A 22,370-nucleotide genomic window follows, 5' to 3' on the forward strand; every position below is an offset into this window, starting at 1 on the left:
GCGGGTCTGTACAGGTGCATGTGACCATTTCCGATCGCGGATGGTTCCCCGGCGTTTCACCTGTCGATCTTTGATGCCAACCAGGCCGCGGAGGACGTTTTCGATCCCCGCAACCAAGGCCTCCGCCTTCTTCTTCTGTGCCCGGGCATGACTCACGCGCCGGATGGCTGCCGCGATCGCCTCTTCGCGTTCCCGCTGCCGGAGCCATGATCGCTGCCGCTCCCACCGCTCACGTTCCTGCTGCGCCTCGAACTCCTCCCGAGAAAGAAAACGGTGACGGGTCTGCAGACGGACAACACGCTGTCGCCAGCGGGTCAAAGTGCGGTCGAACCGGTCGAGATTTTTCTCCAGCCGGCGGATGAGGTGATGTACGCGTGTGCCGTTATCGTGCTGCGGATACTGGCGAACGCGCGGCCTGTTGGCGCGGCTGCGCACGAGCCGATCTTTGCTGGTGAGGGTGCGCTCATTTTGGATGGCTGCGCGGGCTTTGGGCCCGACGTGGATCTCAGGAACGCGATGAAGGATTGCGGCTTGAACACGATCGCCACGCTCCTGCGCAGCGGCGCGCTGAGCTTTGAGACTGCGATGGTCAACACGGGCATCCCACCCGCGGTATTCCAGCCAGCGGTTTTGATGATTGGCCCACGCCTCGCGCCACTCACTCAACATGCTGTCGCTGTTCCATTCGCGGGTTTTGACCTTGTACAGGCCACTTGGCGTGGCACCGCGTAGGGTCAGCATGATGTGGGCATGATGGTTACGCGGGTCGTCAAAACGATCTTCGACCGGTTCATGAATGGCGATGTCCGCCACCATGCCCCGCGCAACAAACTGCGACTGGACGAAGTCACGCAAAAGCGCCAGCCGGTCGTCGGCTTCGAGCTCACTTGGCAGAGCAATGTTGATTTCACGGGCCAGCTGGGCGTCCTTGCGCTTCTCCAATTCCTCGACATGCGACCACAGCCGCTGGCGGTCTTTCAGCCAGGCGGCCGACCCCTCGGGAGCCATGATTTCCTGATGGACGACACCGCGTCGGTGGCTGTAATCGTGGGTTGTTTGGGTGCGTTCATCGATCAGCTTCTGGCCTGACCGATAGGCCGCGGCAGCGATGGCCGAGCGCCCGGCGGAACGTCCGATGATCTGCATCGCAAAATGATAGGAGGCCATCGGCAACCCTCTTCATCAGCTGTCGCTGCCAGGCGACACCTTCCCGGCGTTATCCCACAACGTGGCCGCCGGGCTTACCTATGTCGCGCAGCGATGTATAAGTGCGCTATTAACTGATAATCTCAACCTTGACCATTCCCTTGTGAGTTTACCCCATGTGGCCTGCCTACCCATGACCCGGTTCCTCGGCAACGTTCTCGCCTTGGTCCTCCTTGGTGCCTTCGCCTTCTGGATCCTTGACGTGCTGGGCCTCGGCCCGACCAATTACGACATTCTGTGTGCCCTATCGTGGGTTGACGGGCTCATACAAGCGGCCTGCCTCGTTGGGTTCGTGATTGGACTCATCCTGTGCTTGGCAACGTCCTTCAAATCGCCGCCTGGAGTGGCTTTCTTCTTCGGTTCCGGCGTGGTGCTGTTTCTTCATGAGGAATGGATTGCGCCGTACCTGTGGGGCTGCGTTCCGTGAAACAGAAATTGCCGCCGGCAGGGGGCTCCGCCCCCTGCACCCCCTACCCCACTTCAACTACGGCGGCGAATATCAAACGTCCGAGACACGTCACCCCCGGGGGCCTCATTGCCGGCCCCCGAACCCCCGCTAGGATATTTCCCCAAGGAATGAGCAGGGTTGTATACACATCGCCGAACCGACCTTTTCAAAGTCAATCCGGCGGTGACGCCGGCACTGCATGTGAAAGGGATTCTCGGCCGCGGGAAGCCGTGCTAGAATCCGCGCACGGTACAGCCGGGGACGGCGATGACCGTCAAGGAATGAGGCCACTCCTTCAACGGAGTGGCTTCGTCGTTTCAGAGGGCGTCTGGAGCGTTTTCGGCCTCCAAACGTCCAATCCCCTTGTTCACGCATCACCAACGCGCTGTGGCGTCTTCCTGATCAGTCTGGTGGCGTTTTGAGGGGCGCACGTTCCCCTTCGGAGCTGTCTTCAAATCCAAAATCAAATTTGAAAAATTAGCCGTTAGGCGTTTTTATATGTTTTTCTAGTTTTTATAATAGTTTTATATAGTTTTAGCCAAAAATTCCTCAATGCGGGCAAAGGGTTAGCCCCCCTTCGCGGCAGTGATGTACGGTCATTCTGCAGTGATGTACGGTTTTGACAGAATGATGTACGGCGTTGACAGAATGATGTACGGCATTTTGGGGAGTGATGTACGGTCTTTGACAAAAAATGGCCGAGTTATCCCCAGGCACCCCTTCCCGCTCATTTTGTCAGAACCCCCCGGAACGATGTACGGCATTTTGTCAAAGACGTGCATCGCAAACCGTGGCGCGATTTTTGTCAAAACCGGCAGGAATGATGTACGGCATTTTGTCAAAAGAAGGCAGATGGCCCGGCCATAAGGCCGTTTTTGTCAAAACGACCTGGAATGATGTACGGGATTTTGTCAGACCGGCAGAGCCGTCTGTGTGGCGGCGTCCATCTTGCGCTTCTGCATGTACAGGATTTTGCCGTTGGTGCCTGGACGGATCTCCAGATCGTAGTCTGGAAGCGGATCCGCTTTGCAATCTTCCACCAGCTGCTCGAGGGTCTTCCGAAATTTGGTGGCAGATAGCGACGAACCGCTGCGGGTATGGACATCGTCGATGCGATAGAACGCTTCGCCATCTCCAGCGGTGCGGCGCGCTAGGCGATAGAGGTATTTGCCCAGCGGTCGCGCGATCAGGAAGTACGCGGGATTGAGCGTTAGGATCGACGGACGACCATCCGGAGAAACCACTCCGTCGTAGACCCAGGTCGGGATTTCGATCTCAACCTGGTCAATGCGATCCTGCTGGGTGCGCGAGACGACGCGGAAACGGCCGATCAACGGAAAAGACTCGGTCTCGCGGCGCTTACCTTCATTCAGATTGGTGATCTTCACGCGGGTCGCCTGCAAGCGATCGAGAGACTTCTCCAGCTCGAGATACTGTTTACCGCCAAGGCTACGCCGGCAAAATTTTAGCAGCTCAGTCGCAGACGGTCGATAGATCCGGGCGGGAACGTTAGGTCGTAAGCCCTTGTTGCGGGCAATGGTATATTCTCGAACTTCAGCGGTTAGATGCGACACCATATTGATGAAAATGTCGTAGTCGTAGGCGGTTGCCAAACCGACATCAGCACCGCCCTCGATGGTGACGATGCTGTCCTTCAATTCGTAGCGCAGAACGCGATCTTTGACCGTCTTGGACAGGGAAAATGGCGCGATGTCCATGAGATTGAGGTCGTCCTTGACCGGCGCATCGTGTACGGCCGGGACGAAAAACATCAGCTGATCGTCGTCGAGTGGCGCAGGACGGCTTACAGGCCGGGGCGAACTTGGGGCCTCGTGGGTGATGACCCTTTTGACTTCGCCCAGGTGAATGGATTCGGCGAGCGAGCTGAAGCTCTGCCGCAGACCATCATCCTTGACGCTGTTGAGCCGCAGATCGGCAAAGCTGCGCCGCGAATAGAACCGACGCAGTCGGCTCAAGGCGTCTTTGTCCAGCGGGACGTAGGGCTCGCCGCGCACCGCCTGGATCTCTTTGACGACGTTCTGGAGATAGGCGTTCTTCTCGTGCAGAGAGAGCGCTGCAAAGGCGCTGCGGTCGAGAAGATTTAGTTTGTGCCGACTCATGGTTTCACCATGCACTGTATTTTCACGTCGCTAAAGCGGATTGCCTACACGCGCGGCAAAAAAAGCGCACCGGTGACGCTATCAGCGGCGGCACAACGCATGCCGTTTACCGCATACAGCAAACGGCATGCCGTAAAAATCACTTCAGTTCCTGCTCTTTCAGCGACGGCTGACCGTATTTGGACAGCATGAGGTCGACGCCTTCCTGAAGCAGGTCATTGACCCGCTTGTCCTGATCCAGCGCCATCTGTTTGATGAGCTTGAGGGCCTGACGCGACATGTAGACCGTGGCCTTCTCTTGCGTGGGCCTCGGCTTGGGTGTCGATGCGAGTGCAACGACGTTGTCTGTTTCGGTGGGGCGCTCGTCCGGCTGCGATCGACCGGCGAGCTGTTCTTCAAGCGACACGCGCTTTTTGGTGGCCATCGGCGGCTCCTTCCATCTTGTTCATGACCCATTGCAACAGGTTGCGAATTTCTCGGGCGGCTTTGCCCTGGGGATCGCGTTCGGTGACCCCCTGCCCTAGCGCCAGCGCGTCGATGTGGTCGGCGCGCGTCGCGAGTGATGCCGTCGAAACAACGCCGCCGAGCTGCAGGACGCGGTACGCATCGCTCGTTCGGATCGAGCGCCCTGGCGGGCATTGGTTGAGAACAAAGGCAAACGGCTTGCCGAGCTTGGTAAGGCTCGCGGTGGTGGGCCGGGTGGCCTCGATGTCGGCAATGCTCGGACGCGCCGGGATTAGGCACAGGTCTGCTGCCTGCATGGCGGACACGGTGGCGGGAGTGTTGACGCCGGCGGTGTCGAGCACGACCAGGTCGTGCCCCTGTTTCTCGAGGGTCACCAGAGCGGCCTGGAGCTGATTGGCGTCGATCGTTGCGACTTGCGGCGTTTCCGCCTCCCGCCGCTCGAACCAGTTTTTGGCCGTGCCCTGCGGATCGAGGTCAATCACATAAACGCGGAGACCCTTTTCCTGAGCGGCGACGGCCAGAGAGACGGCTAGGCTGCTTTTGCCGGTGCCGCCCTTTTGGGTCACGAGTGCAATGGTTTTCATCGGCGGAATCCTCCTACGGCACACGCTATACGGCAAGCGGTTAACGGTTTGCGGTACGCGGTTCGCATTTTGCCGTGTGCCTCAAACGGCACACATCTTGCCGTGTGCATCTCGCGGTTTGCGGTATACGGCATGCCGTTTGTTGCGTGATACATGGCCGGCCACATACGGCTTTGCCTGAGCATATCAGCCCGCCCACGCGCGCTCTCTGCATTAAACGGTATGCGGTAAACTGTCTGCCGTAAAATGTTGGTGTCTGCTATCGCGCGGAATCAACACGCAAGCTTTGTCAGGTTGCGCTTGTCGTCAATGTTATAAAATGCGATTAAATCACATAACGGAGATGCAAAAATGGCGAGCGTGACGATCGGGGAGCACTACGAACGAATGCTCCAGAGCATGGTGGAGAGTGGGCGCTATTCGACGGCGAGCGAAGTGATCCGCGAAGGGTTGCGCCTAGTTGAAGAGCGGGAAGAGTTCCGCCAGGCCAAACTGGCAGCTCTTCGTCAGCTGATCGCTGAGGGGGACGAGAGCGGCGACGCGAAATTGATGGATATGGCCGCGATCAAGGCGGAAGCTCGCCGTAAACGGAAAGAGAAGAGAGCCTAGCTTTTGAGCTACGCATCTCGCGCCGATCGGGAGCTACGGAGGATCTCCTCGAGGTTTAAAGCTCTCGACTTCACTTGAATAACCGCAAACGGTTTACCGTAGGCGGTATGCCGCATCTCTCGTAGAGCGCTGCCGTTGGGAGAGGGAATTTCCTCGGAGCCGCCATCGCCCGGCCCGAGTTGCACGGGCGGAGAGCCGAGGGGGCAAGCCCTTTACCGAAGGCGGCCGCCAGGCCGGGGCTTGCGGCCTTGGCGGCCCGTGCGACGATCGCCCGCGGATGGTTGCTTCTTGAGGGAATTTCCTTGGTGAGCCGGAGCATTCTGCCATCCCCGCCGAATGGCGGGGATGGTTGCGACGGCGCTCATGTGAGCAGACGCCGGAAGGCCGTTTCATAGTGCCGAGAATCCATTTCGATGCCGAGATAGTCACGTTCGGCCAAGCGAGCTGCGCGCAACGTCGAGCCGGATCCGCAGAATGGATCGAGGACGAGGCCACCGGCCGGAGAGAACGCACGCACCAGAGGTTCTAGGATAGCCGGTGATTTCTCGGTCGGATGGCGGCGGTTGCCGGTATAACGCCACTCGCGCACGTCGGAGATACGCGTCTGCGGGAGTGGCGGGCGGCCTTTGGCGAGCAGCATTGCCTGTTCGTGCTGATGCGCGACATAGCGGCTCGAGGCGGCATAGGCTTTCGGGAAAACCAGATGGCCAACGGGCTGGAATCCTGCGGCCTTCCAGGCATGCGTGAACGCATTGGGCTGATGCCAGCCGTAGAAGCTAAGGCATAGAGCATTCTCCTTGAGAACCCGATACATCGCAGCATAGGCGGGCTCGAGCCAATCGGCGGTATCGTCGCCGCGAATGGTTTGGCCATCGCGGGAGCGGTAGTGCACCAGGTAAGGCGGATCCGTCAGGATGAAGTCGATGGACGCGGCGGGGAGGGCGGCCATGACGGGGATGCAGTCGCCGTGCAGCACGGTGTTGCGGGGCGCTATGCGATCCGCGCGGAGCGGGGAGGCGGGGCTCATTGCCCCACCTCCGCGTCGGATTTGGCTTTGGTTTTGCGGATGATCAAGCGGCCATCGAGGGGCAGAGCGGAGAGACGAAGGTTGAAGCCGTCGCCATCGTCGTGTCGCCAGCCGGAGCCGATTTTCGTCCAAAAAGCCCGATCGCCTTCCCCTTCGACCACGTAGACGGCGTGGGTGGGGGCGGTTGCTTTGGATTTAGATGACATGGGGTGTTCTCCCGTTGGTTTTTCCGGCCACGCCTGTCGCGGCCGGTCGGGTGACCCAAAGGCACCGGGTCAAGGACGGTCAGGCAAGGAGGGTTCGGCCGAGGGTTGCCTTTGGGAGACGGCTGGATGCCTTGCCGGAGCGGCCGCCGGGGCCATCACACCGACCGTTCTGGCCGCGCTGCGATGGACGACAAACATGGGAAGAGAACCGCATTAGGGGGAGAAAGCCCGAAGCAGGCGCTACCGCGCCCGACGCTTGGCGAAGCGAGAAGGGGGAAGGAGAGGGGATTTATGGACGAAGTCAGGGGACGGGGCACCGTACGATCTGGCGCGCTCAACTACGTCTCTTCAGGACTTCAACGAATGAACGCGGCAATCAGAGCTGCCAGGGCGGATTCGTCGCCGGAGAAGCTGGCAATCATGGCCTGCATCACCCTATCCGGGTCGAGCACGTCCATATCGACCGTAAAGCCGGCATGCTCGGCGAGAATGGTCAGAAACGTCAGCTGCGTCCGCCCATTGCCTTCGCGGAACGGGTGAACGGCATTGATCTCGGCCAGGATGTGCGCGGCCTTCGCGGCAAATGCAGCGCGCGAAAGACCGACAAGGTAATTGTCGGCGGCTAGCTCATTGAAGATCCGAGCCATCTCCGACGCGATATATTCCGGGTAGCAGAACCAGTTGCCGCCTTTGCCAATCCGGATGGTGCGAGGCTGCCCCGCCCATTCATAGACGTCCTGGAACAGGTGATGGTGCAAAGCCCGGTAATGCGGGTAATCCAGCGCGCCGGACGGTAGCGGCTCCTCGGCCCGCGTGTAGAACATGGACAGCTCGAACTCGTCGAGTGCGTCAGCGTCCTGCAGCTCGGCTTTATTCCGGAGGACAGATGTGCCCGGATAGCAGAGAGGATCGGCCTCAGCGGTGTAAACCACGAGCCTATGGCTTCTTCGCAAACTCCGCGCGGATCTGCGCGCGCTTTTCCTCAGGTGTGAGGCCCTGCTTGTCGGCCGTCATGAACCAGGCGGCCATGCGGGGCGACAGCTTCATGCCCTCGACGGCGCTGATTTTCTCGGCGCGCGCGCGCGTCAGCGCCGTCCCGGTAACAAGGATTTTCTTGGAGGAGGGCGATTTCGCTTTCATGACTTAATCTTATCACAGGCGCTGCAAGCCCAGCAAAGAAAACCTGACAGGCTCCCGCTCCTTCCGTGTACCCATCGTGGCATATGCCGGATGCTGCCAGCCTTAGCTGGCGCATGTCTGACGTTCGCCTTCGCCGCACACGGTAAACGGTTTACCGCATGCGGTATGCCTCTCGCAGCATTTCCCAACGGCTATAAGGCGCGCTTCTTTAAAGGTTTGGGCTTCTTTCCGTCAGGCAGAATGTCCTGAAGATGCTGATGTACGACGTCCGCCGAAAACGGCTTTTGGATAAAGCGGGCACCGTTCGGGAGATCATCCGGCCCGGGCTTGGCTTGTCCCGATGCAATGAGGATGCCGATATGTGGCCAGCGCGCGGCGCACTCTTTGGCTAGATCAAAGCCGTTGCGCGTGCTGGGCGGCATTTGAACGTCTGAGAAAAGTAATTGGACGCTCTCGCCTGCAGCTTCGAGAATTTTGATAGCGTCCTCGACGTGACACGCCTCGTGCGTACGGAAGCCCGCATCTTCAAGAATGTCGGCCGCATCCATCCGGACCAGAGCATCATCGTCAGCGACGATGGCATAAGGTGCAAAGTCGTCTGACAATGGTCTTTTCCTTTTCGATTTCCGGAATCAACGTCCGGAACGAGACAATGATCCTTGGTCATCGTGTTTGGCTCTGCGGGGACAGGGGCGAGGCCCTCCGCCTCGCGCCTGCGGCATTATGCCCGCTGCTTTTGTGGGCACGACCGGAACTGCAAACTGGAACAACGTCTGCTTTCGTGCAATTTCTGTAACAGAAATCAAAGGAAGCGGCTCGACCATGAACCCGATCAATTCCCGCGGCGGTCGCCGCTCCAATGCTGGCCGCAAACCGGGCCCGGCTACCCGCGTCGTGCGGCTGCCGGTGCCATTGGCGGACATCGCACGGCGGATGAACGAACGGGGCTTCAGGGCAGGGGACGTGAACGCGTTTCTGGACGTGGAGGCCCGGATGGCCCAGACCGTGCCGTTGATGAGCACCACGGCTTCCTGTGGCTTCCCATCGCCAGCTGATGACTACATGGACGGGCCGCTCGACTTCAACGAGCTGATCGTCACCAATCCGCCGGCGACGTTCGCGGTGCGCGTTGCGGGAGAGAGCATGACCGGGGCAGGGATCTTCCCGGGCGACATTGCGGTGGTCGACCGCTCGCGTGCGCCCGTCAACGGCTGCATCGTGCTCGCCTGCCTCGATGGCGAATTCACCATCAAGCGCTACCAGGTGCGCGCTAATGGCGTGACCCTCAAGGCCGAAAATCCGGCCTTTCCGAGCCTCGACATTGGGGAGGGGCAGGATCTGGAAATCTGGGGCGTGGTTTCCCGCTCGATCCGGATGCTGTAGCCCGTGGCACCGCTGTTTGCCCTGGTCGACTGCAACAACTTTTATGCGTCCTGCGAGCGGGTATTTCAGCCGCCGCTGCGCGGCAAGCCGGTGGTGGTGCTGTCCAACAATGACGGCTGCGTCATTGCCCGCTCGAACGAGGCCAAGGCCCTCGGCATCGAGATGGGCGCGCCCTGGCACCTGCACCGGGACCAGTTCCAGAAGCAGGGCGTGATCGTGCGCTCGAGCAATTACACGCTCTATGGCGACATGAGTGGCCGGGTGATGCGCACCCTCGCCAATTTTGCACCCGAGCTCGAGGTCTACAGCATCGACGAGGCCTTTCTGAACCTCTCGGGCTTCGCCGATCCCGTGGCGCACAGCCGGTTGCTGCGGGCCACGGTGCTGCAATGGACGGGAATCCCGGTGTCTGTCGGCATTGCTCCCACCAAAACACTCGCCAAGGTCGCCAATCGCCTCGCCAAGAAGTCGCCGGACAGCTGCGGCGTGATGGCGCTGACTTCGGAGGCTGATCAGGTCGCGGCGCTGCAGCGGCTCGAGCTGACCGACATCTGGGGCGTTGCCAATCGCCTGGCCGCACGCCTTGCGGCCCTCGGCATCCGGACGCCTCTGGCGCTCCGCGATACGGATCCGAAAATGATCCGGACCTCGTTCGGCGTGGTGATGGAGCGGGTGGTGCTCGAGCTGCGCGGGCAGTCGTGCCTGTCGCTCGAGGAGCATTCACCGGACAAGAAGACGATCATGGCCTCGCGCTCGTTCGGGCGCACGGTCACGGAAGAAGCGGAGATGCGCGAAGCCGTCGCCACCTACATGAGCCGCGCCGCCGAAAAAATGCGCCGGCAGGGTCTGGTGACGGCGTCGATCGGCGTCTTCGTCAACACCAACCGCTTCCGTGAGCAGGATGCGCAATATTACGGCTCGCAGACCGTGCGCCTGGGCATCGCCACTGCAGACACCGCGAAACTGATCAGGGCCGCCCTCTATGGGCTCTCACGGATCTGGCGACCTGGGTTCAGCTACAAAAAGGCGGGGGTGATCTGTCTCGACCTGCACCAGGCCGCGAAACTGCAGGGGGCGCTGTTTCACCAGGCCGACGATCCTGGCCGCCTCGAGCTGATGCGCCTCATGGACGAGCTAAACCGCCGCTATGGCCGCGGCTCGATCGCGTTTGCCGCGGCCGGTGTGAAAAAGGGGTGGGCGCTCCGGAGTGAGCACCTGTCGGCGCGGTATTCGACGAATGCGATGGAGCTGCTTAGGGTTTAGTGAATTATCTGCTTGAACATAATTTAATGACCGCCGTTGAAAATAATGTTAAATAGTTTTGGAACTAAAAGAATGTCAAAATCATGGATGAAGCATATTTCAAAAATAATGTGACAATTGGCGGAAAAGTACGCCGGGTGAATCGTATTTCGAGTGACTGCACCGAATTACTCATAGAGACTTTAGAAGTTTGGCCCGACGGAACAAAGGTTGTCGAGATCCATGAAGCTCGATACTATGATGGAGTTCGCAAGCCTGTCATAAACGCAGAACGCATCACCGGACATATGGTGAGAGTTGAAGGGCGTATCCGCCTAAAAAGTCCAGGGTCTGCTGAATATCGCCCCTTCATCCATTGCCATCGCTTTGAAATTACGGATAGTCTCCATTCTCGCACAAGCGGGTAACAGGAGGGCTGAATGCGTTTTCCGCAATTTGCTTTGCGTAAGGCAGCATTTTCTTGCGTTGAAACCACCATGGCGAGCGGCAATGGACCGTGCGAATGTGAATGTGCAAGCTGTGACATGGGTCGGCATTGCGGACGCAAGGAGAAAGGCTGCTACGCGAAATAGGCTTAGCGCGAGAGTGCCGATCCCGCGTCAATCTGGTGGATGGGTTATGCTCCATTGGGGCTTGTCACAGATGATAATCCCCATGTCAAAAATTGCTCGCTTGTTTGAAATCTAGAGATCTAAAACAATCTCGCCAAATAACCCAATTCGTGCGCTATAACCTACCTTGCCATCTCTACGCCATAACGATCCTGCGTCATGTATTGACGTTGCGCTTCCGTTCACTGTCCCGCTTTCGATTAGTAGGCACATTCGAGCTTCGATAGTTCCTTCGAGTTTTTTATCATCTAGATAATCAATCGTAATTTCGGATATTTCTTGAAGCTTATCTTTTTCAGATCGAAAAAGAATCTCCTTAATTGACTCTTTCTCAAATAGAATAGGTTCATTCGTCCATCGCCCGTCGGTCCCTTGATGCATCACATCGACATCATTAAGATGATTCCCTTCACACTGCGTATCACCACTAACGGGAGAAAAATATTTTATGCGCCGAAGCAAATATGCACGGTTGCTGTTGTTTGATATGAAGCTCCTCGCAAACACATATTTATCATCGTTTGGATAGGATGAAGCGTATATACGCACATCGTATTGAGCTAGCCGTTCCCATACAAAAGGAACTATAGCTAGAAATGCAGCGAAAAATGAAACGACAACACTTAATATCGCAATGCGATTTTGTGAAAATAATTCCTTTTCTCGAAATAAAGAACGATCCATTTTAAACCAAACCTCGCCCATCCATATTATCAGTCCCGATAGCTATCCCGATACATTAAGTTAGGGGCTTTCAAAAATCACAAATTATGGACAGTTTCAGTTGCGTAGCTCGCTCAATGGGTTACACTGTCCATAAATCATGGACAAAAGTATCGCCCCTTTTCGCTCTTTCGGCTATGCCCGTGTCTCGACCGTCGGTCAGACGCTCGAGGCCCAGCTCGAGGAACTGCACGCTGCAGGCTGCACGACCGTTTTTCGGGAGAAAGTCTCCGGTGCCAAGGCCGACCGCAAGGAGCTGATGAAGCTCCTAGCCACCCTCGGCCCCGGCGACGAGCTGGTGGTCACCCGCATCGACCGTCTGGCCCGCTCCACTTTCGACATGTTCGCCATCGTCAAGCGCATCGTCGATGCCGGTGGGCGCTTCCGATCTCTCGCCCAGCCTTGGGCGGATACCAACGACAGCACCGGCCGCCTCATGCTCGCCGTGCTCGGTGGTCTCGCCGACGTCGAGCGGGATCTGATCAAGACCCGCACGGCCGAAGGCCGCGCTCGCGCCAAAGCGCGGGGTGTGAAGATGGGCCGAAGGCCGAAGCTGACATCGGCCCAGAAGGCCGAAGCACTTGAACGCCGGGCTAACGGCGAAGCGCATACGTCGATCGCGCGCTCGTTCAACGTCAGTCACCAGACCATTGCGAGGCTGCAGCCATGACGCGGGTCCAGCTCCAGCGTGAAGACCCAGCACGAAATATGCGCCGGTTCTATATCCTCGATATTCAACCGTCGCTATTTGGAGGATACACGCTGGTCCGAGAGTGGGGGCGGATTGGGCAAGCGGGCACCGTGCGGATGTCGTCCTTTACCACGCATAACGAGGCCGCCACCGCACTTCGATTACAGCAGCTTCTGAAGGAAAAACGAGGTTATCGAACGAGAAATTGATCTCGTTCGAGCATCTCGGAATAGGTGATTATCTCGACGTTACGCGAGTCTCGCCTATACATCTCGAACGTCTTCCTTATCAACCCCGTCTCTGCTTCCGTCTTCCCTATTAGTCCGTCATTGGAGCCAATGATAAGGATAACTTTTGGATCGACTGCACGAAAATCCGCATAATCGCCGTTTTTATCAAACCGGATATCTTCCGATTTGATCTGCCAATCTGCCTTCTGCGCCAATATTTGCGAGTGGGCTCTAATACACGCTGTAGATAGGGAGTAACTGTTTGTAGCGGCTTTGAAGTTATTCATGAGTGGCGTCGTGGGAAGTTTTAACTCAACAAGCACTGTAAATTTGTTGATTTTACCTAAAAAGTCTACGAAGGCCGACCCATCGCCGCTTACACCTGTTCGGCCAACGGCAGCCTCTCTTTGCAGGATTGAAAAAAAGCGGAAGTCTAGCCCGAATCCAAATATCCAAGTATTTTTTTCAAAAAAGTGCTGCCATGCCTTCTCTGGCTGATCCTCTCTGATCCCGTTTTCTTTTGCATAGGCTATAATCTGATCACGGTCGTTCATCATGTCGCTGAAGCGGTCAACCTGCGCCCGTCGATAAGCCAAATTGACAATGTCTTGCGACGTTATTGCCCCTGAATTGATGATATCGCGCACTATAGCGCCACCGTTTTCGTCTTGTGAAAGAATCCCTTTAATTGAATCGATAATCGCAGGGTCGATTTGACTGGAAGGATCAAACGATATTTCCGCGCGCCGCGCTTCCCATCCCTTTAAATTTAAGTCCGATACGGCTCGGCAAAGGGCAAATAATTTTTGCGATGTGAGATAATTGAGCTTGAGGGGTTCATCAGGACTGGTCCGTTGCTCCACCCATCCGTCGCTTTTGTAATGCTTGAATTTCTTGATAACTAATTCAGTAACTTCTCCTCGAGCCTCGAGGAACTTAAACTGAATTTTGATACGGTTTCGCGCATCTGGATTAGCATCATACTCAACCGACTGCTCTTCTATAACCGCATTGAAGTATGCGCCTGCACCATCGCGAAACGGGTGTCTGTACAGGCAGTCCCGCTTTGCATCAGCGACAAAATCCGTTTCTCCGCGGAAGCCATTCATACCTTTGACGTCCGTATCATTTCTTCATACAGCCCGAACATATGCTCCACACGGTCACGGTCTGAGGCGAAAGCAGCACGCCGATAAAGCCCGTCTACTGCGCGATCGAGGTTCTTATGAGCTTTGCGAAGAGGGGCTGGCATCACGTCCGGATCGTAAAGATCGGCAAGGGAACTGTTAGGATATTCCTCACGAGCGGCAATCACTTTATTCGCCAAATCTCGCACTCGATTCATCTGAGCCGGCGACGCGTTGGGCAAAGGAAACGTATTGTAGACGATGCCGATTGTGTATCGATAATCACTTTTAATTCGACCTCCGATGTGGCGGAGCCATGACATGTGCATTCTTGAAGTAAGAACCCCGAAAAACCATGAGTCATCTGACGGGAGAGCTTTCAAAAGATTGCTCGGTATGGTGGGAGGTTTGAGCCAACCGATGGGTGCATATTCTCGACGTTCAGAACTCGATTCCGGCAGAGCAAGAAAGGGTGCCGTCGGAAGGACTTCCACATTGTACCGTGCAGGCTGATCAGCGATTTTCAGAGTGCTTTTCCGTGGGCTCTTCGCCCGTTCGGTACGCACAAGTGCCATCCGCTTTTGCACCTCAGGCATTGCCCGCAACTCGTGCGGTTGAGCATCCTGAAGCGCAAGTATCCAGCGATCTGCTCCGTTGATGTACTCTCGAGCACCCACGTAGGGCCGCATGAATCGTTCTGCTGCCGGCTCGACCGCCAAGAACGCCTCCCGTTCCTCCCGATCGAAAATGTAATGACCTCCGTCGATCGGCTGCGATCCGCTTAAGAGACGTGGCGCTCCATTGATCGGACGTCCAACTTCATAGACAACAAGGTGCCGATTATGGACCGTTCCGGCATCGAAAAGGTACGCCGTTAAGGCACCATGGGTGCTTTCAACGGGATCACCCTTGATGTCGTCGTAGCTGAACAGCCGCTTTGGGTTCCGTTCGTGATCACGATGACTGAGCCCCACTATGACGACATGCACATGGGCCTTTCCACGAGCGTCGCTTCCCCATTCAAAGGTGCGGTGCCCATAGTCGATTTCGAGGCCATAGCGATCGAATAGGATCGGCCAAAGCTGCGCGACCTGCTCGCCTTGGGTGATGGAGTTCGTCGACACGAACGCGATCCGGCAGGCGGTGTTCTGCTGGATATATTCTCCAGCCCGGAGGAACCAGGCTGCCACATAGTCAAGAGTCCCTCCCGAGCCTCCCAAGTTGGCAATCCGTCGCACCTGTGCGCGCTGCTCGTCGCTTTGATACTTCGAGCCGATGAATGGGGGGTTGCCCAAGATGGCCGTGCAATTAGCCGCAGGCAAAACGTCCTGCCAATCGGTTTCGAGCGCGTCTCCGTGGCGAATGTTCGGTGCGGTCTTCAATGGAATGCGCGCGAACGCCTGGCCAAATTCCAAGCTCAGGCGGTTGTTCATGATGTGATCCATCATCCACAAAGCCACCTCGGCGATGCGCGCCGCGAACTCACCCAGCTCGATCCCATAGAACTGGTCAACATCGACCTTCGACAAGGCGCTGACGTCTAGCTCCTGCTGACCTGTCGAATAGATAAGCTGCAAGACCTCCATTTCGAGAATGCGCAGTTCGCGATAGGTGATGATCAGAAAGTTGCCGCAGCCGCAGGCAGGGTCGAAGAACCGCAACGTGCCGAGCTTAGTCTGAAAGTCCTGAAGCGCCTTTGGTCGGCCGCGGCGCATACGCTTGATCTTCTCAAATTCTTCTCGAAGTTCGTCGAGAAATAGCGGCCCAATAAGTTTTAATATATTTTTTTCAGTGGTGTAGTGACCGCCGGTCTTGCGCCGCTCAGCTCGATCCATAACGCTCTGGAACAGCGCCCCGAAGATAGCCGGTGACACAGTTGACCAGTTGAACCGGCACGCCTCCAGCAGCGCATTGCGCGTCGCGGCATCAAACGAGGGGATTCTAAGCCGTTCCTCGAACAGACTGCCGTTCACATAAGGAAAGCGCGCCAGATCCTCGTCCAGGCTTCGTTGGCGCTTATCCTCTTCCGTATCAAGGACGTCGAACAGCTGCGCCAACCACATGCCGACGCTGGAGCCGTCCTCGGAAGTCCGCTGCTCGATCAAGTCCAGGAAGATGTCACGCGGCTCGAAAATGCCGGTGTCGTCGGCGAACAGGCAGAACAGCAGCCGGACAAGGAACCGCTCGAGGTCATGCCCGCCATATCCGCTTTCTTCGAGCGCGTCGTGCAAGCGGCCCATGATCTCGGCCGCTTTGATGTTAACCGGATCCTGGTCTCGGAACGTCCGCTTCTGAACACCGAGAATGAACGCAAAATGCTCGACATGCTTGGGCAAGTCGGCCAACGCAAACGCCACTGGCTCGCCGCCCTCGTCGAGGTCGTACAGCTCGAACGTCTGGAAATCGCTGAGCAAAATGTAACGGGGTAGCTCAACGTCCTTGATGCCGGGGAAATAATCGAGCGCCTGCTGCTTTGCTGGGGCAAGCTTGCGCCCGGCGCTCTTCTGCTCAACGAGCAGGACGCCTTTCCAGAACAGATCCACAAAGCCTTGTTTATTGCCGAGCTTTTTGACCGGCTCTTCAAAGCTAGCGACCTTCCGACGCTTGATGTCAAAGATGTCGAAAAACTCGTTATAGAAGGTCTGGGTGTCGCCCCGCTCGTAGTGGGCATCCTTCCATTCACGGGCAAACGTGGCTGCACGTGCCCGAATCTCATTCCAACTTAGACGCATTCTGAATTATACCATAAATTGTTTTTTCCGGCAGCCAATATCAATCCCATGGAAAGCACACCGGCAAGGCCCCTGATGCCAAGCGTCATAGGAGGGCTGTGGATCAAGCTAACGAGTAAAAAAGGCCATGCCGCTTTTTTCAGGGGAGTTTCGCCGTCTGCTCGTAGTGAAACAGCTCCTTGTCCGTTAGCGGACGGAGGTCGCGCTCGTTTGGCCCACGGACGAGAATCCGAAAACCGGTATCCCGCCAGCTGGCGTCGGTCGGAATGGGACGGGAGTAGCCGCCGCGGCTCGCCTTTTGGCAAAGGGCGGTGAACGTTATGTCGTAGTTTCCGGCTGTCAGATCGGCAGAGCCGGTGAGCGTTAGGCCATCCGATACGAATGCCGGACTGGTCGGCGTCCCAATGGCAATGACTTGCTGGGGGCCAAGTGACAGCCCTCCGCTGCAGCCGATATTATGCGCCCTGCCACCCGTCTCGATCACAAAAAGATAGCGGCCGTCTTCGAATGCGTTGAATTTCGCTTCGGCATCGTACGCCATGACACTGCTCGACTTGGTCTTTGCCATATGAGCATTGAGCCGGATCTCTGATGGGGGGAGCGTGAAATAGACCAGCGCATCCGGATTAACGGTACCGTTCGTCACCATGTGAGCGCTCGCGTCCCAGCCGTCCTTTGCCTCCATCCCCTGTGGTGGGTTTTTACCGCCAGCCGCGGACGCCTGACCCGCTGCCGTTCCGCTGCCCTCGATGGTGTCGATGCGCCCCTCGATGGTGTCGAGCCGGTTATTGATACCCTTCAAGGCGTCCAGGATCGCCTGAGTATTGGCATCTGGCGCCTGAGCCAGAACGCTGGTTGCGGCGCTTAGGCTGAGCATGCCTGCGAGGACGAAATGCTTCATCGGTTCACCAGAGGACGAGGTTGCGGGGTGGTGGAGTAGCCGGGCGACACGCCATGCGGTGGCGGCGTTGTTCCGGGAATTTGCGGAATTGCCACGACGTCGCGCGTCGTGGTGATTTTCGGCACCGGAGGCGGCATCGGCGGAAGTGGAACCGGCTTCCTCGATCCAGACGCTAAGGGCGTACCAACAACAGTCGGTGAGACGTAGGAGGGGGCGGCGACCGGCTGCGCGGTCACGATCGGCGTACTGCCGCCGGATCCGCCAAAAAAGAGGCCTTGCCCGATCGCCAGGATTGTTACGGCGCTCGCGCTCCATACCAGCCAGCGCCAACGCCTGGCTTCGCGATAGAGCTGCCGGGAACCCTGCCAAAGGACGTCAGCCGAAGGCAACGCGGATATCCTCGAGCCGCAGGGTCATCAGTTCGTCATTGGTGAGCTTTTCAAAGTCGTCGCGCAGCTCGCCATCGTCCGTGTAGGAAAGCCGATAGGCTTGAGCCTGGCAGGCCCGCTCAAACAGGCGGCGCATTTCGCGGGCATTGCCGAAGGTATCGTCTCGGCCTTGGCAAAGCCGATCGATCTCCTGGCGCATGTCCTGGGCGGCATCAGGCGTGAGGGCCATCTGCTGCCGCGTGGCGAAATTCTCAAAGATCTGCATCAGCTCGTCAGGCTCGTAATGCCCGAACTCGAAGTGCAGGGAAAACCGTGACGCCAGGCCGACATTGGTCTGTAGGAACCGCTTCATCTCGGTGGGATAGCCCGCGACAATCACCACCAAGCGGTCGCGCATGTCTTCCATTTTCTTCAGGAGGGTATCGATCGCTTCCTGTCCATAGGAGTCCGGCTGCGACAGGTCATTGCCGCGGCGAATGCCGGCGAGTGCATAGGCCTCGTCAATAAACAGGACGCCGTCGCGCGCCTGCTCGATTTTCGAGGCAACGAGCTGCCCGGTCTGCCCCTGGTAGCCCCCAACGAGAGCGGCCCGATCAACCTCGACGAGGTGCCCGCTCTGCAGGACGCGCACAGCCTTCAGCAACTTGCCAACTTTGCGCGCGATCTCCGTCTTGCCGGTGCCGGGCGGCCCCATGAACACCATGTGCAGGCTCTGGCTGCTCGTCGGCAGTCCTCGATCTCGCTTAAGCGCGCTGAGTCGAGCCAAGGCCATCAGCTGATCGAGCTGGTTTTTCACGTCCCTGAGGCCAATCAGGTCATGAAATTCTTTGCTAACCGAGTGGAGCAATTCGTCACGGGCAGACGTGGGCGGGACCGGTCGGCCGGTTCCAAGCCTTGGGAATGAAGGAGAGTTGCTCATCGGTCGTCTACCTGGCTGAATTCAAGGTTCTGGCATCATCGAGACGGATCTCGGGAACAGCATCCGGTCGGCGCTGGCGCGCCCAGGAAAGCAGGCGGTCGAACCATTGCTGGATGGCGATGGCATTGGCAAAATGATCGCCGGCAGCCTCTTGCAGCTTCTGAATCTCTGACTGAAGCTCGGCCTGAAGTTCCGAATCTATCGTGACACCGCGGGTCTCGAGGCAATCGTAGAAGACGTTTTCGAGATCGCGCCGAGCCAGATCATCAAAGATGACTTGCTCCACATGACATCGATCGAGCCATGCTTGCCGAATGGAGGGATCTTCCATGAACCGGCGCGCGAGCTGATCGCTCCCGACAATCATGATGAAGGGCCGCGGTACGCCGTCAGCGACGGCCCGCAAGAGGCCGCGGCCAAAAGCTATGGCGCGCTCCCGATCGGCCTCGGTCGCAGGCACCAGCCACTCCGCATGTTCAAGAAGGATCACACCGTCCCTCGCCTTCCGAACGGCATTGGAGGCGACATCGACTAAGGTTGCAGCGGAAGCATAGGCAACATCGTTGGCATGCAACCAGACCGGCTTTGTCTGCCTGAACACGCCCACGCCTGCGAGGATCTCGGCAAAAGCCTTGGCTGCCGTGTGTTTCCCGGTGCCACGCGGCCCATGAAAAATGAAAACGGTCGCAGACATAACCGGGTCGAAGGCGCGGCGCCTGTCGGGTGCAGCCTCGATGGCAGCCAGAACCTGATCCAGGCGCTCTTTGGCCTTGCGGTTTCCATGAAGGGCGCGGAGCCGTTTCAGAGGGCGGGAAAAGTTGATCCTCTGAGTGACGCCGTCCGTCACGCTGTCCATGGCCCATTTCGCCCAATGGATCCTTTCCAGACGAAAATAGTCCAGGTGATAGGCCACGGCTGCGGCGGCGAACGCCCATAAAAGCACGGCCGCGGTCCCGAGCCACCCCAAGGCAAACAGCATCAAGCTGAGCGCCAGGAATCCCCCAAAACCGACAATGGGAAGCGCCAGATACAAAGGCATATTAGGGCAGTGCCACCGGAATCCGTACGGTCTGCCCCTCACGCAAAAGCGGGGCTAGTACGGGGTCATTTCCAGCCTGGATAGCAACCGTGATGCCACCTCCGCCGTCCTGGATGCCGTCCATGTCGATCCCGGCCCGACTGACCGGCAATGTGAACTGCTGCGGCGCGTTGGTCAGCGCCACCTGGAGCGTAAAGCCATGGCTTCGCAATGACACCACATCCCCGTCCTCGGCGACGTCGTCCCACAGGGTGACGTAGGCAAGGCGGACATCCTGCTGGGTCAGATCGCGATCGAGGGCTTCCCGTTGCGTGTCGGGCAGGTTCATTGCGGCAACCGCCGCCGGCTGATCCTCCCGGTCAACCAGTTTGAAGGCCACTGCGCCTTTGGCGGCAAACGCTTCGGCCCGGGCCGTGGCTTCCTGCGCGGTCAACCCGCTGTCCGCTTGTCGGGCCGAAGCCTCCGGTAACAGGAACTGGACACCGATCGCACCCACAATCCCGATCGCCAATGCGCCGCCAATCAGCAAGCTGCGCCGATGAACTGACCGGCTGCCAGGTACGCGTCCATCCCCTTCCCCGCCAGATGCGGAGGATCCGCCCGCCCGCGACGGGTCGCGCGCCTCATGTTGATTCTGCCGTAAGGCCCTGCGTTCCTGATCCACCTGCTCTACCTGGTTCCCCGCCTCACATCGCGGCAGAATTCTGTATGGATAAATCGCTGAAGAGCAACCAGAGATTTGCGCTCTGTGCATTGCTGCCCCCAGATGAAGCAGCCATTCTTGCCACCGACGATTTTCTTCAGATGATGCCGCTATGGATGTGATCAAAGGCCTGTTGACGTTGCTGCTCACGCTTTGCCGCGGGAGCGCATGGCTCATCATCAAGAGCGGCAAGTGTGCGCTGTGGCTGCTGCGGTGGGTATGGAGCCGACGCCGCTCGACGACCTTCGGCAGCGCGCGCTGGGCATCGCTTTGGCAGATCCTTCGGGGTGGCGCGTTAGGCGGCCACGGGATCATTGTCGGGAAAGTCTATAATCAGCTGCTGCGGTTTACTGGCGAAGGTGCCGTGCTGGTCTATGCGCCCCAGGGCTCCGGCAAGGGCGTTGGCATCGTCATACCGAACATCCTGGATTACCCAGGCGCTTTGGTCGTTACCGATCCCAAGGGCGAAAACGCCAGCATCACCCGCAAATATCGCAAAGAGCTTGGGCCGGTTTTCGAGCTGAGCGTGGTGGCACCGGAGCGATCCAACCAGTTCAATCCGTTTTCGATGATCCGCCGCGGGACGCCGTGGGAACCGGACGATATATCGACCCTCGCCCAGCTGGTGGTGACCCCGGAATCCAACGAAGCTCATTGGGACACGTCCGCTCGAAACCTGATTGCTGCAGTGATCGGCTATGTCCTCCACAGCTACCCGCCGGAAGAGCAAAACCTCTCCAAAGTTCGTGAGTTGATCGCTGATGAAGGCGACGGCTTCCGGCGGACCTTGGAAGCCATGGTTGCCACCGACATTTCGACGATCGCGGAAGAAGCCCGCAGTTATCTCGGCTCGCTCGATCTCCCGGAGACGCTCTCCGTCAAAAAGAACGCCACCAAGTCCCTGGCGATATGGTCGCGTGACCGGATCGCGGGACAACTCTCTGTCCGGTCGGACTTTGACATGATGGACCTGCACAAGCAGGTCATGACCGTCTATGTCATCGTGCCGGAGGATTTTCTCGAGATTTATGCGCCCTTCATGCGCGTCATGATGGGTTGCGCGGTCAACGCCATGGTGCGGGCCAAGGATCTTCCGCGGCCGAAACACAAACCGCTCCTGCTTTTCGACGAATGCGCCACCCTGAAACGCCTCGACGCCCTGGCTAACGGCATGGGCTTTTTGCGCGAATATGCGCGGACAATCCTGATCTTTCAGGATCTCGGCCAGCTGCGGGGCATCTACGGCGAGGAAGTCGCGCGCAGTTTCATTTCCGCCAGCGGTGCCCAGGTGGCTTTCAACGTCAACGACAACCTCACCGCCCAGGAACTGGCGGACGCGATCGGCATGACGACGGTGCGCGCGCGCTCAGATGGCCGTTCGCACGCCAACACCGATCTGTACCGCATGCAGCAACAGGCGGGGCAGTCCGAAGCCGGTCGCTATCTCAAGGACGCCTCGGAGGTCCGCCGGATCAAGCGCAACCAGGCGCTCGTTTTCCTGTCGACCGTCAAAGGGCCGATCCTCGCGACGAAAGTCCGTTACTATCGCGTGTTTCGATGGCGCGATCGTTATGAGTCCTGGCGCTCCGGATCGAAGACGTCCGACGCAAACCTCGTTCCCATCCCGCGCATCCTCCCTACCCACGAGCGTGAGGCGGCTTCGCCGGAACATTCCCCGGCAGCCAGGGAACGCGCTGCCTGACACGCCCCCGGCTTTGCCCGCGGTCGCGGGTCTGTACAGGTGCATGTGACCATTTCCGATCGCGGATGGTTCCCCGGCGTTTCACCTGTCGATCTTTGATGCCAACCAGGCCGCGGAGGACGTTTTCGATCCCCGCAACCAAGGCCTCCGCC

Annotated in this window: 24 protein-coding genes; 8 read left to right on the forward strand and 16 right to left on the reverse strand. The window is 58.2% G+C overall.

Translation table 11 applies throughout. The features are described from left to right. Positions 1-1,167, reverse strand: a 1,167-nt coding sequence (gene mobQ / locus J6595_RS21960; protein WP_209597813.1) for a MobQ family relaxase, incomplete at its 3' end; no start/stop codon positions are given. Positions 1,168-1,339: 172 nt separating this feature from the next. Here mobQ and J6595_RS21965 point away from each other — a divergent pair. Beyond that, positions 1,340-1,633 (forward strand): hypothetical protein, encoded by a 294-nt coding sequence (locus J6595_RS21965; protein ID WP_209597815.1) that lies wholly within the window; start codon positions 1,340-1,342, stop codon positions 1,631-1,633. Positions 1,634-2,565: 932 nt separating this feature from the next. On the opposite strand, the gene J6595_RS21970 is transcribed toward J6595_RS21965, so the two are convergent. The 3 genes from J6595_RS21970 to J6595_RS21980 all read right to left on the reverse strand — a co-directional run bounded on the left by J6595_RS21970 (position 2,566) and on the right by J6595_RS21980 (position 4,823). Further along, a complete protein-coding gene (locus J6595_RS21970; RefSeq protein WP_209597817.1) occupies positions 2,566-3,774 on the reverse strand; it encodes a replication initiator protein A in 1,209 nt (402 codons plus the stop codon). 139 nt (positions 3,775-3,913) lie between these two features. Then, complete coding sequence (locus tag J6595_RS21975; RefSeq protein ID WP_209597818.1) at positions 3,914-4,198, reverse strand: ribbon-helix-helix domain-containing protein; 285 nt, start codon at positions 4,196-4,198, stop codon at positions 3,914-3,916. Beyond that, positions 4,170-4,823 carry a ParA family protein gene (locus tag J6595_RS21980; protein WP_209597827.1) on the reverse strand — a complete coding sequence of 218 codons (654 nt, stop codon included), beginning with the start codon at positions 4,821-4,823 and terminating at the stop codon, positions 4,170-4,172. The genes J6595_RS21975 and J6595_RS21980 overlap by 29 nt, the downstream gene beginning before the upstream one ends. Positions 4,824-5,174: 351 nt before the next feature. Between J6595_RS21980 and J6595_RS21985 the strand changes: the two genes are divergently transcribed. Next, positions 5,175-5,432: a type II toxin-antitoxin system ParD family antitoxin gene (locus tag J6595_RS21985; protein ID WP_209597829.1), complete on the forward strand. Its 258-nt coding sequence runs from the start codon at positions 5,175-5,177 to the stop codon at positions 5,430-5,432. 361 nt (positions 5,433-5,793) lie between these two features. Here J6595_RS21985 and J6595_RS21990 read toward each other — a convergent pair whose 3' ends face one another. From J6595_RS21990 to J6595_RS22010, 5 genes are all read right to left on the reverse strand, one after another. Beyond that, positions 5,794-6,459, reverse strand: coding sequence for a DNA methyltransferase (locus tag J6595_RS21990; protein WP_209597832.1), 666 nt, complete (start codon positions 6,457-6,459; stop codon positions 5,794-5,796). Beyond that, positions 6,456-6,665 carry a hypothetical protein gene (locus J6595_RS21995; protein WP_209597833.1) on the reverse strand — a complete coding sequence of 70 codons (210 nt, stop codon included), beginning with the start codon at positions 6,663-6,665 and terminating at the stop codon, positions 6,456-6,458. Before J6595_RS21995 ends, J6595_RS21990 begins: the two co-directional genes overlap by 4 nt. A 356-nt stretch (positions 6,666-7,021) precedes the next feature. Then, positions 7,022-7,597: a Fic/DOC family protein gene (locus J6595_RS22000; RefSeq protein WP_209597835.1), complete on the reverse strand. Its 576-nt coding sequence runs from the start codon at positions 7,595-7,597 to the stop codon at positions 7,022-7,024. Between the two features lie 4 nt (positions 7,598-7,601). After that, positions 7,602-7,805, reverse strand: a complete 204-nt coding sequence (locus J6595_RS22005) for a hypothetical protein (protein WP_209597837.1) — start codon at positions 7,803-7,805, stop codon at positions 7,602-7,604. A gap of 191 nt (positions 7,806-7,996) precedes the next feature. Next, positions 7,997-8,410, reverse strand: coding sequence for a response regulator (locus tag J6595_RS22010; RefSeq protein WP_209597839.1), 414 nt, complete (start codon positions 8,408-8,410; stop codon positions 7,997-7,999). Positions 8,411-8,627: 217 nt separating this feature from the next. Here J6595_RS22010 and J6595_RS22015 point away from each other — a divergent pair, with 217 nt between their 5' ends. From J6595_RS22015 to J6595_RS22025, 3 genes are all read left to right on the forward strand, one after another. After that, positions 8,628-9,188 carry a LexA family protein gene (locus J6595_RS22015; RefSeq protein ID WP_245199076.1) on the forward strand — a complete coding sequence of 187 codons (561 nt, stop codon included), beginning with the start codon at positions 8,628-8,630 and terminating at the stop codon, positions 9,186-9,188. Between the two features lie 3 nt (positions 9,189-9,191). Beyond that, entirely contained in the window at positions 9,192-10,451 is a 1,260-nt protein-coding gene (locus tag J6595_RS22020; RefSeq protein WP_209597841.1) for a Y-family DNA polymerase, read from the forward strand. A gap of 83 nt (positions 10,452-10,534) precedes the next feature. Continuing rightward, a complete protein-coding gene (locus J6595_RS22025; protein WP_209597843.1) occupies positions 10,535-10,858 on the forward strand; it encodes a hypothetical protein in 324 nt (107 codons plus the stop codon). A gap of 276 nt (positions 10,859-11,134) precedes the next feature. On the opposite strand, the gene J6595_RS22030 is transcribed toward J6595_RS22025, so the two are convergent. Beyond that, entirely contained in the window at positions 11,135-11,767 is a 633-nt protein-coding gene (locus J6595_RS22030) for a hypothetical protein (protein ID WP_209597845.1), read from the reverse strand. Positions 11,768-11,885: 118 nt separating this feature from the next. On the opposite strand from J6595_RS22030, the gene J6595_RS22035 reads away from it, so the two are divergent. Both J6595_RS22035 and J6595_RS22040 read left to right on the forward strand, forming a co-directional pair. Next, positions 11,886-12,455 (forward strand): recombinase family protein, encoded by a 570-nt coding sequence (locus J6595_RS22035; RefSeq protein WP_209597847.1) that lies wholly within the window; start codon positions 11,886-11,888, stop codon positions 12,453-12,455. A gap of 38 nt (positions 12,456-12,493) precedes the next feature. Further along, positions 12,494-12,685, forward strand: a complete 192-nt coding sequence (locus tag J6595_RS22040; RefSeq protein WP_342453266.1) for a WGR domain-containing protein — start codon at positions 12,494-12,496, stop codon at positions 12,683-12,685. On the opposite strand, the gene J6595_RS22045 is transcribed toward J6595_RS22040, so the two are convergent. The 6 genes from J6595_RS22045 to J6595_RS22070 all read right to left on the reverse strand — a co-directional run bounded on the left by J6595_RS22045 (position 12,667) and on the right by J6595_RS22070 (position 20,342). Further along, positions 12,667-13,815, reverse strand: coding sequence for a Shedu immune nuclease family protein (locus tag J6595_RS22045; RefSeq protein ID WP_209597851.1), 1,149 nt, complete (start codon positions 13,813-13,815; stop codon positions 12,667-12,669). The genes J6595_RS22040 and J6595_RS22045 overlap by 19 nt on opposite strands. Beyond that, on the reverse strand, positions 13,812-16,565 hold the full coding sequence (locus tag J6595_RS22050) for a class I SAM-dependent DNA methyltransferase (RefSeq protein WP_209597854.1): 2,754 nt from the start codon (positions 16,563-16,565) through the stop codon (positions 13,812-13,814). Before J6595_RS22050 ends, J6595_RS22045 begins: the two co-directional genes overlap by 4 nt. Positions 16,566-16,704: 139 nt before the next feature. Further along, positions 16,705-17,466, reverse strand: a complete 762-nt coding sequence (locus J6595_RS22055) for a hypothetical protein (protein WP_209597856.1) — start codon at positions 17,464-17,466, stop codon at positions 16,705-16,707. A 375-nt stretch (positions 17,467-17,841) separates the two neighbouring features. Further along, positions 17,842-18,651, reverse strand: a complete 810-nt coding sequence (locus J6595_RS22060; protein WP_209597858.1) for an AAA family ATPase — start codon at positions 18,649-18,651, stop codon at positions 17,842-17,844. A gap of 130 nt (positions 18,652-18,781) precedes the next feature. Next, complete coding sequence (locus J6595_RS22065; RefSeq protein ID WP_209597860.1) at positions 18,782-19,813, reverse strand: AAA family ATPase; 1,032 nt, start codon at positions 19,811-19,813, stop codon at positions 18,782-18,784. A gap of 1 nt (position 19,814) precedes the next feature. After that, positions 19,815-20,342: a hypothetical protein gene (locus J6595_RS22070; RefSeq protein WP_209597862.1), complete on the reverse strand. Its 528-nt coding sequence runs from the start codon at positions 20,340-20,342 to the stop codon at positions 19,815-19,817. A gap of 286 nt (positions 20,343-20,628) precedes the next feature. Here J6595_RS22070 and J6595_RS22075 point away from each other — a divergent pair, with 286 nt between their 5' ends. Beyond that, complete coding sequence (locus J6595_RS22075; RefSeq protein ID WP_209597864.1) at positions 20,629-22,218, forward strand: type IV secretory system conjugative DNA transfer family protein; 1,590 nt, start codon at positions 20,629-20,631, stop codon at positions 22,216-22,218. Positions 22,219-22,370 lie beyond the last annotated feature (152 nt).

Source organism: Jiella mangrovi (assembly GCF_017815135.1).
In the GTDB taxonomy this organism is placed as follows: domain Bacteria; phylum Pseudomonadota; class Alphaproteobacteria; order Rhizobiales; family Rhizobiaceae; genus Jiella; species Jiella mangrovi.

Excerpts from the sequence above, each read along its gene's own strand:
- J6595_RS21965 (WP_209597815.1), top strand. The coding sequence starts at position 1,340 with ATGACCCGGTTCCTCGGCAACGTTCTCGCCTTGGTCCTCCTTGGTGCC.
- J6595_RS21970 (WP_209597817.1), bottom strand. The coding sequence starts at position 3,774 with ATGAGTCGGCACAAACTAAATCTTCTCGACCGCAGCGCCTTTGCAGCG.
- J6595_RS21975 (WP_209597818.1), bottom strand. The coding sequence starts at position 4,198 with ATGGCCACCAAAAAGCGCGTGTCGCTTGAAGAACAGCTCGCCGGTCGA.
- J6595_RS21980 (WP_209597827.1), bottom strand. The coding sequence starts at position 4,823 with ATGAAAACCATTGCACTCGTGACCCAAAAGGGCGGCACCGGCAAAAGC.
- J6595_RS21985 (WP_209597829.1), top strand. The coding sequence starts at position 5,175 with ATGGCGAGCGTGACGATCGGGGAGCACTACGAACGAATGCTCCAGAGC.
- J6595_RS21990 (WP_209597832.1), bottom strand. The coding sequence starts at position 6,459 with ATGAGCCCCGCCTCCCCGCTCCGCGCGGATCGCATAGCGCCCCGCAAC.
- J6595_RS21995 (WP_209597833.1), bottom strand. The coding sequence starts at position 6,665 with ATGTCATCTAAATCCAAAGCAACCGCCCCCACCCACGCCGTCTACGTG.
- J6595_RS22005 (WP_209597837.1), bottom strand. The coding sequence starts at position 7,805 with ATGAAAGCGAAATCGCCCTCCTCCAAGAAAATCCTTGTTACCGGGACG.
- J6595_RS22015 (WP_245199076.1), top strand. The coding sequence starts at position 8,628 with ATGAACCCGATCAATTCCCGCGGCGGTCGCCGCTCCAATGCTGGCCGC.
- J6595_RS22025 (WP_209597843.1), top strand. The coding sequence starts at position 10,535 with ATGGATGAAGCATATTTCAAAAATAATGTGACAATTGGCGGAAAAGTA.
- J6595_RS22030 (WP_209597845.1), bottom strand. The coding sequence starts at position 11,767 with ATGGGCGAGGTTTGGTTTAAAATGGATCGTTCTTTATTTCGAGAAAAG.
- J6595_RS22035 (WP_209597847.1), top strand. The coding sequence starts at position 11,886 with ATGGACAAAAGTATCGCCCCTTTTCGCTCTTTCGGCTATGCCCGTGTC.
- J6595_RS22040 (WP_342453266.1), top strand. The coding sequence starts at position 12,494 with ATGCGCCGGTTCTATATCCTCGATATTCAACCGTCGCTATTTGGAGGA.
- J6595_RS22045 (WP_209597851.1), bottom strand. The coding sequence starts at position 13,815 with ATGAATGGCTTCCGCGGAGAAACGGATTTTGTCGCTGATGCAAAGCGG.
- J6595_RS22050 (WP_209597854.1), bottom strand. The coding sequence starts at position 16,565 with ATGCGTCTAAGTTGGAATGAGATTCGGGCACGTGCAGCCACGTTTGCC.
- J6595_RS22055 (WP_209597856.1), bottom strand. The coding sequence starts at position 17,466 with ATGAAGCATTTCGTCCTCGCAGGCATGCTCAGCCTAAGCGCCGCAACC.
- J6595_RS22065 (WP_209597860.1), bottom strand. The coding sequence starts at position 19,813 with ATGCCTTTGTATCTGGCGCTTCCCATTGTCGGTTTTGGGGGATTCCTG.
- J6595_RS22075 (WP_209597864.1), top strand. The coding sequence starts at position 20,629 with ATGGATGTGATCAAAGGCCTGTTGACGTTGCTGCTCACGCTTTGCCGC.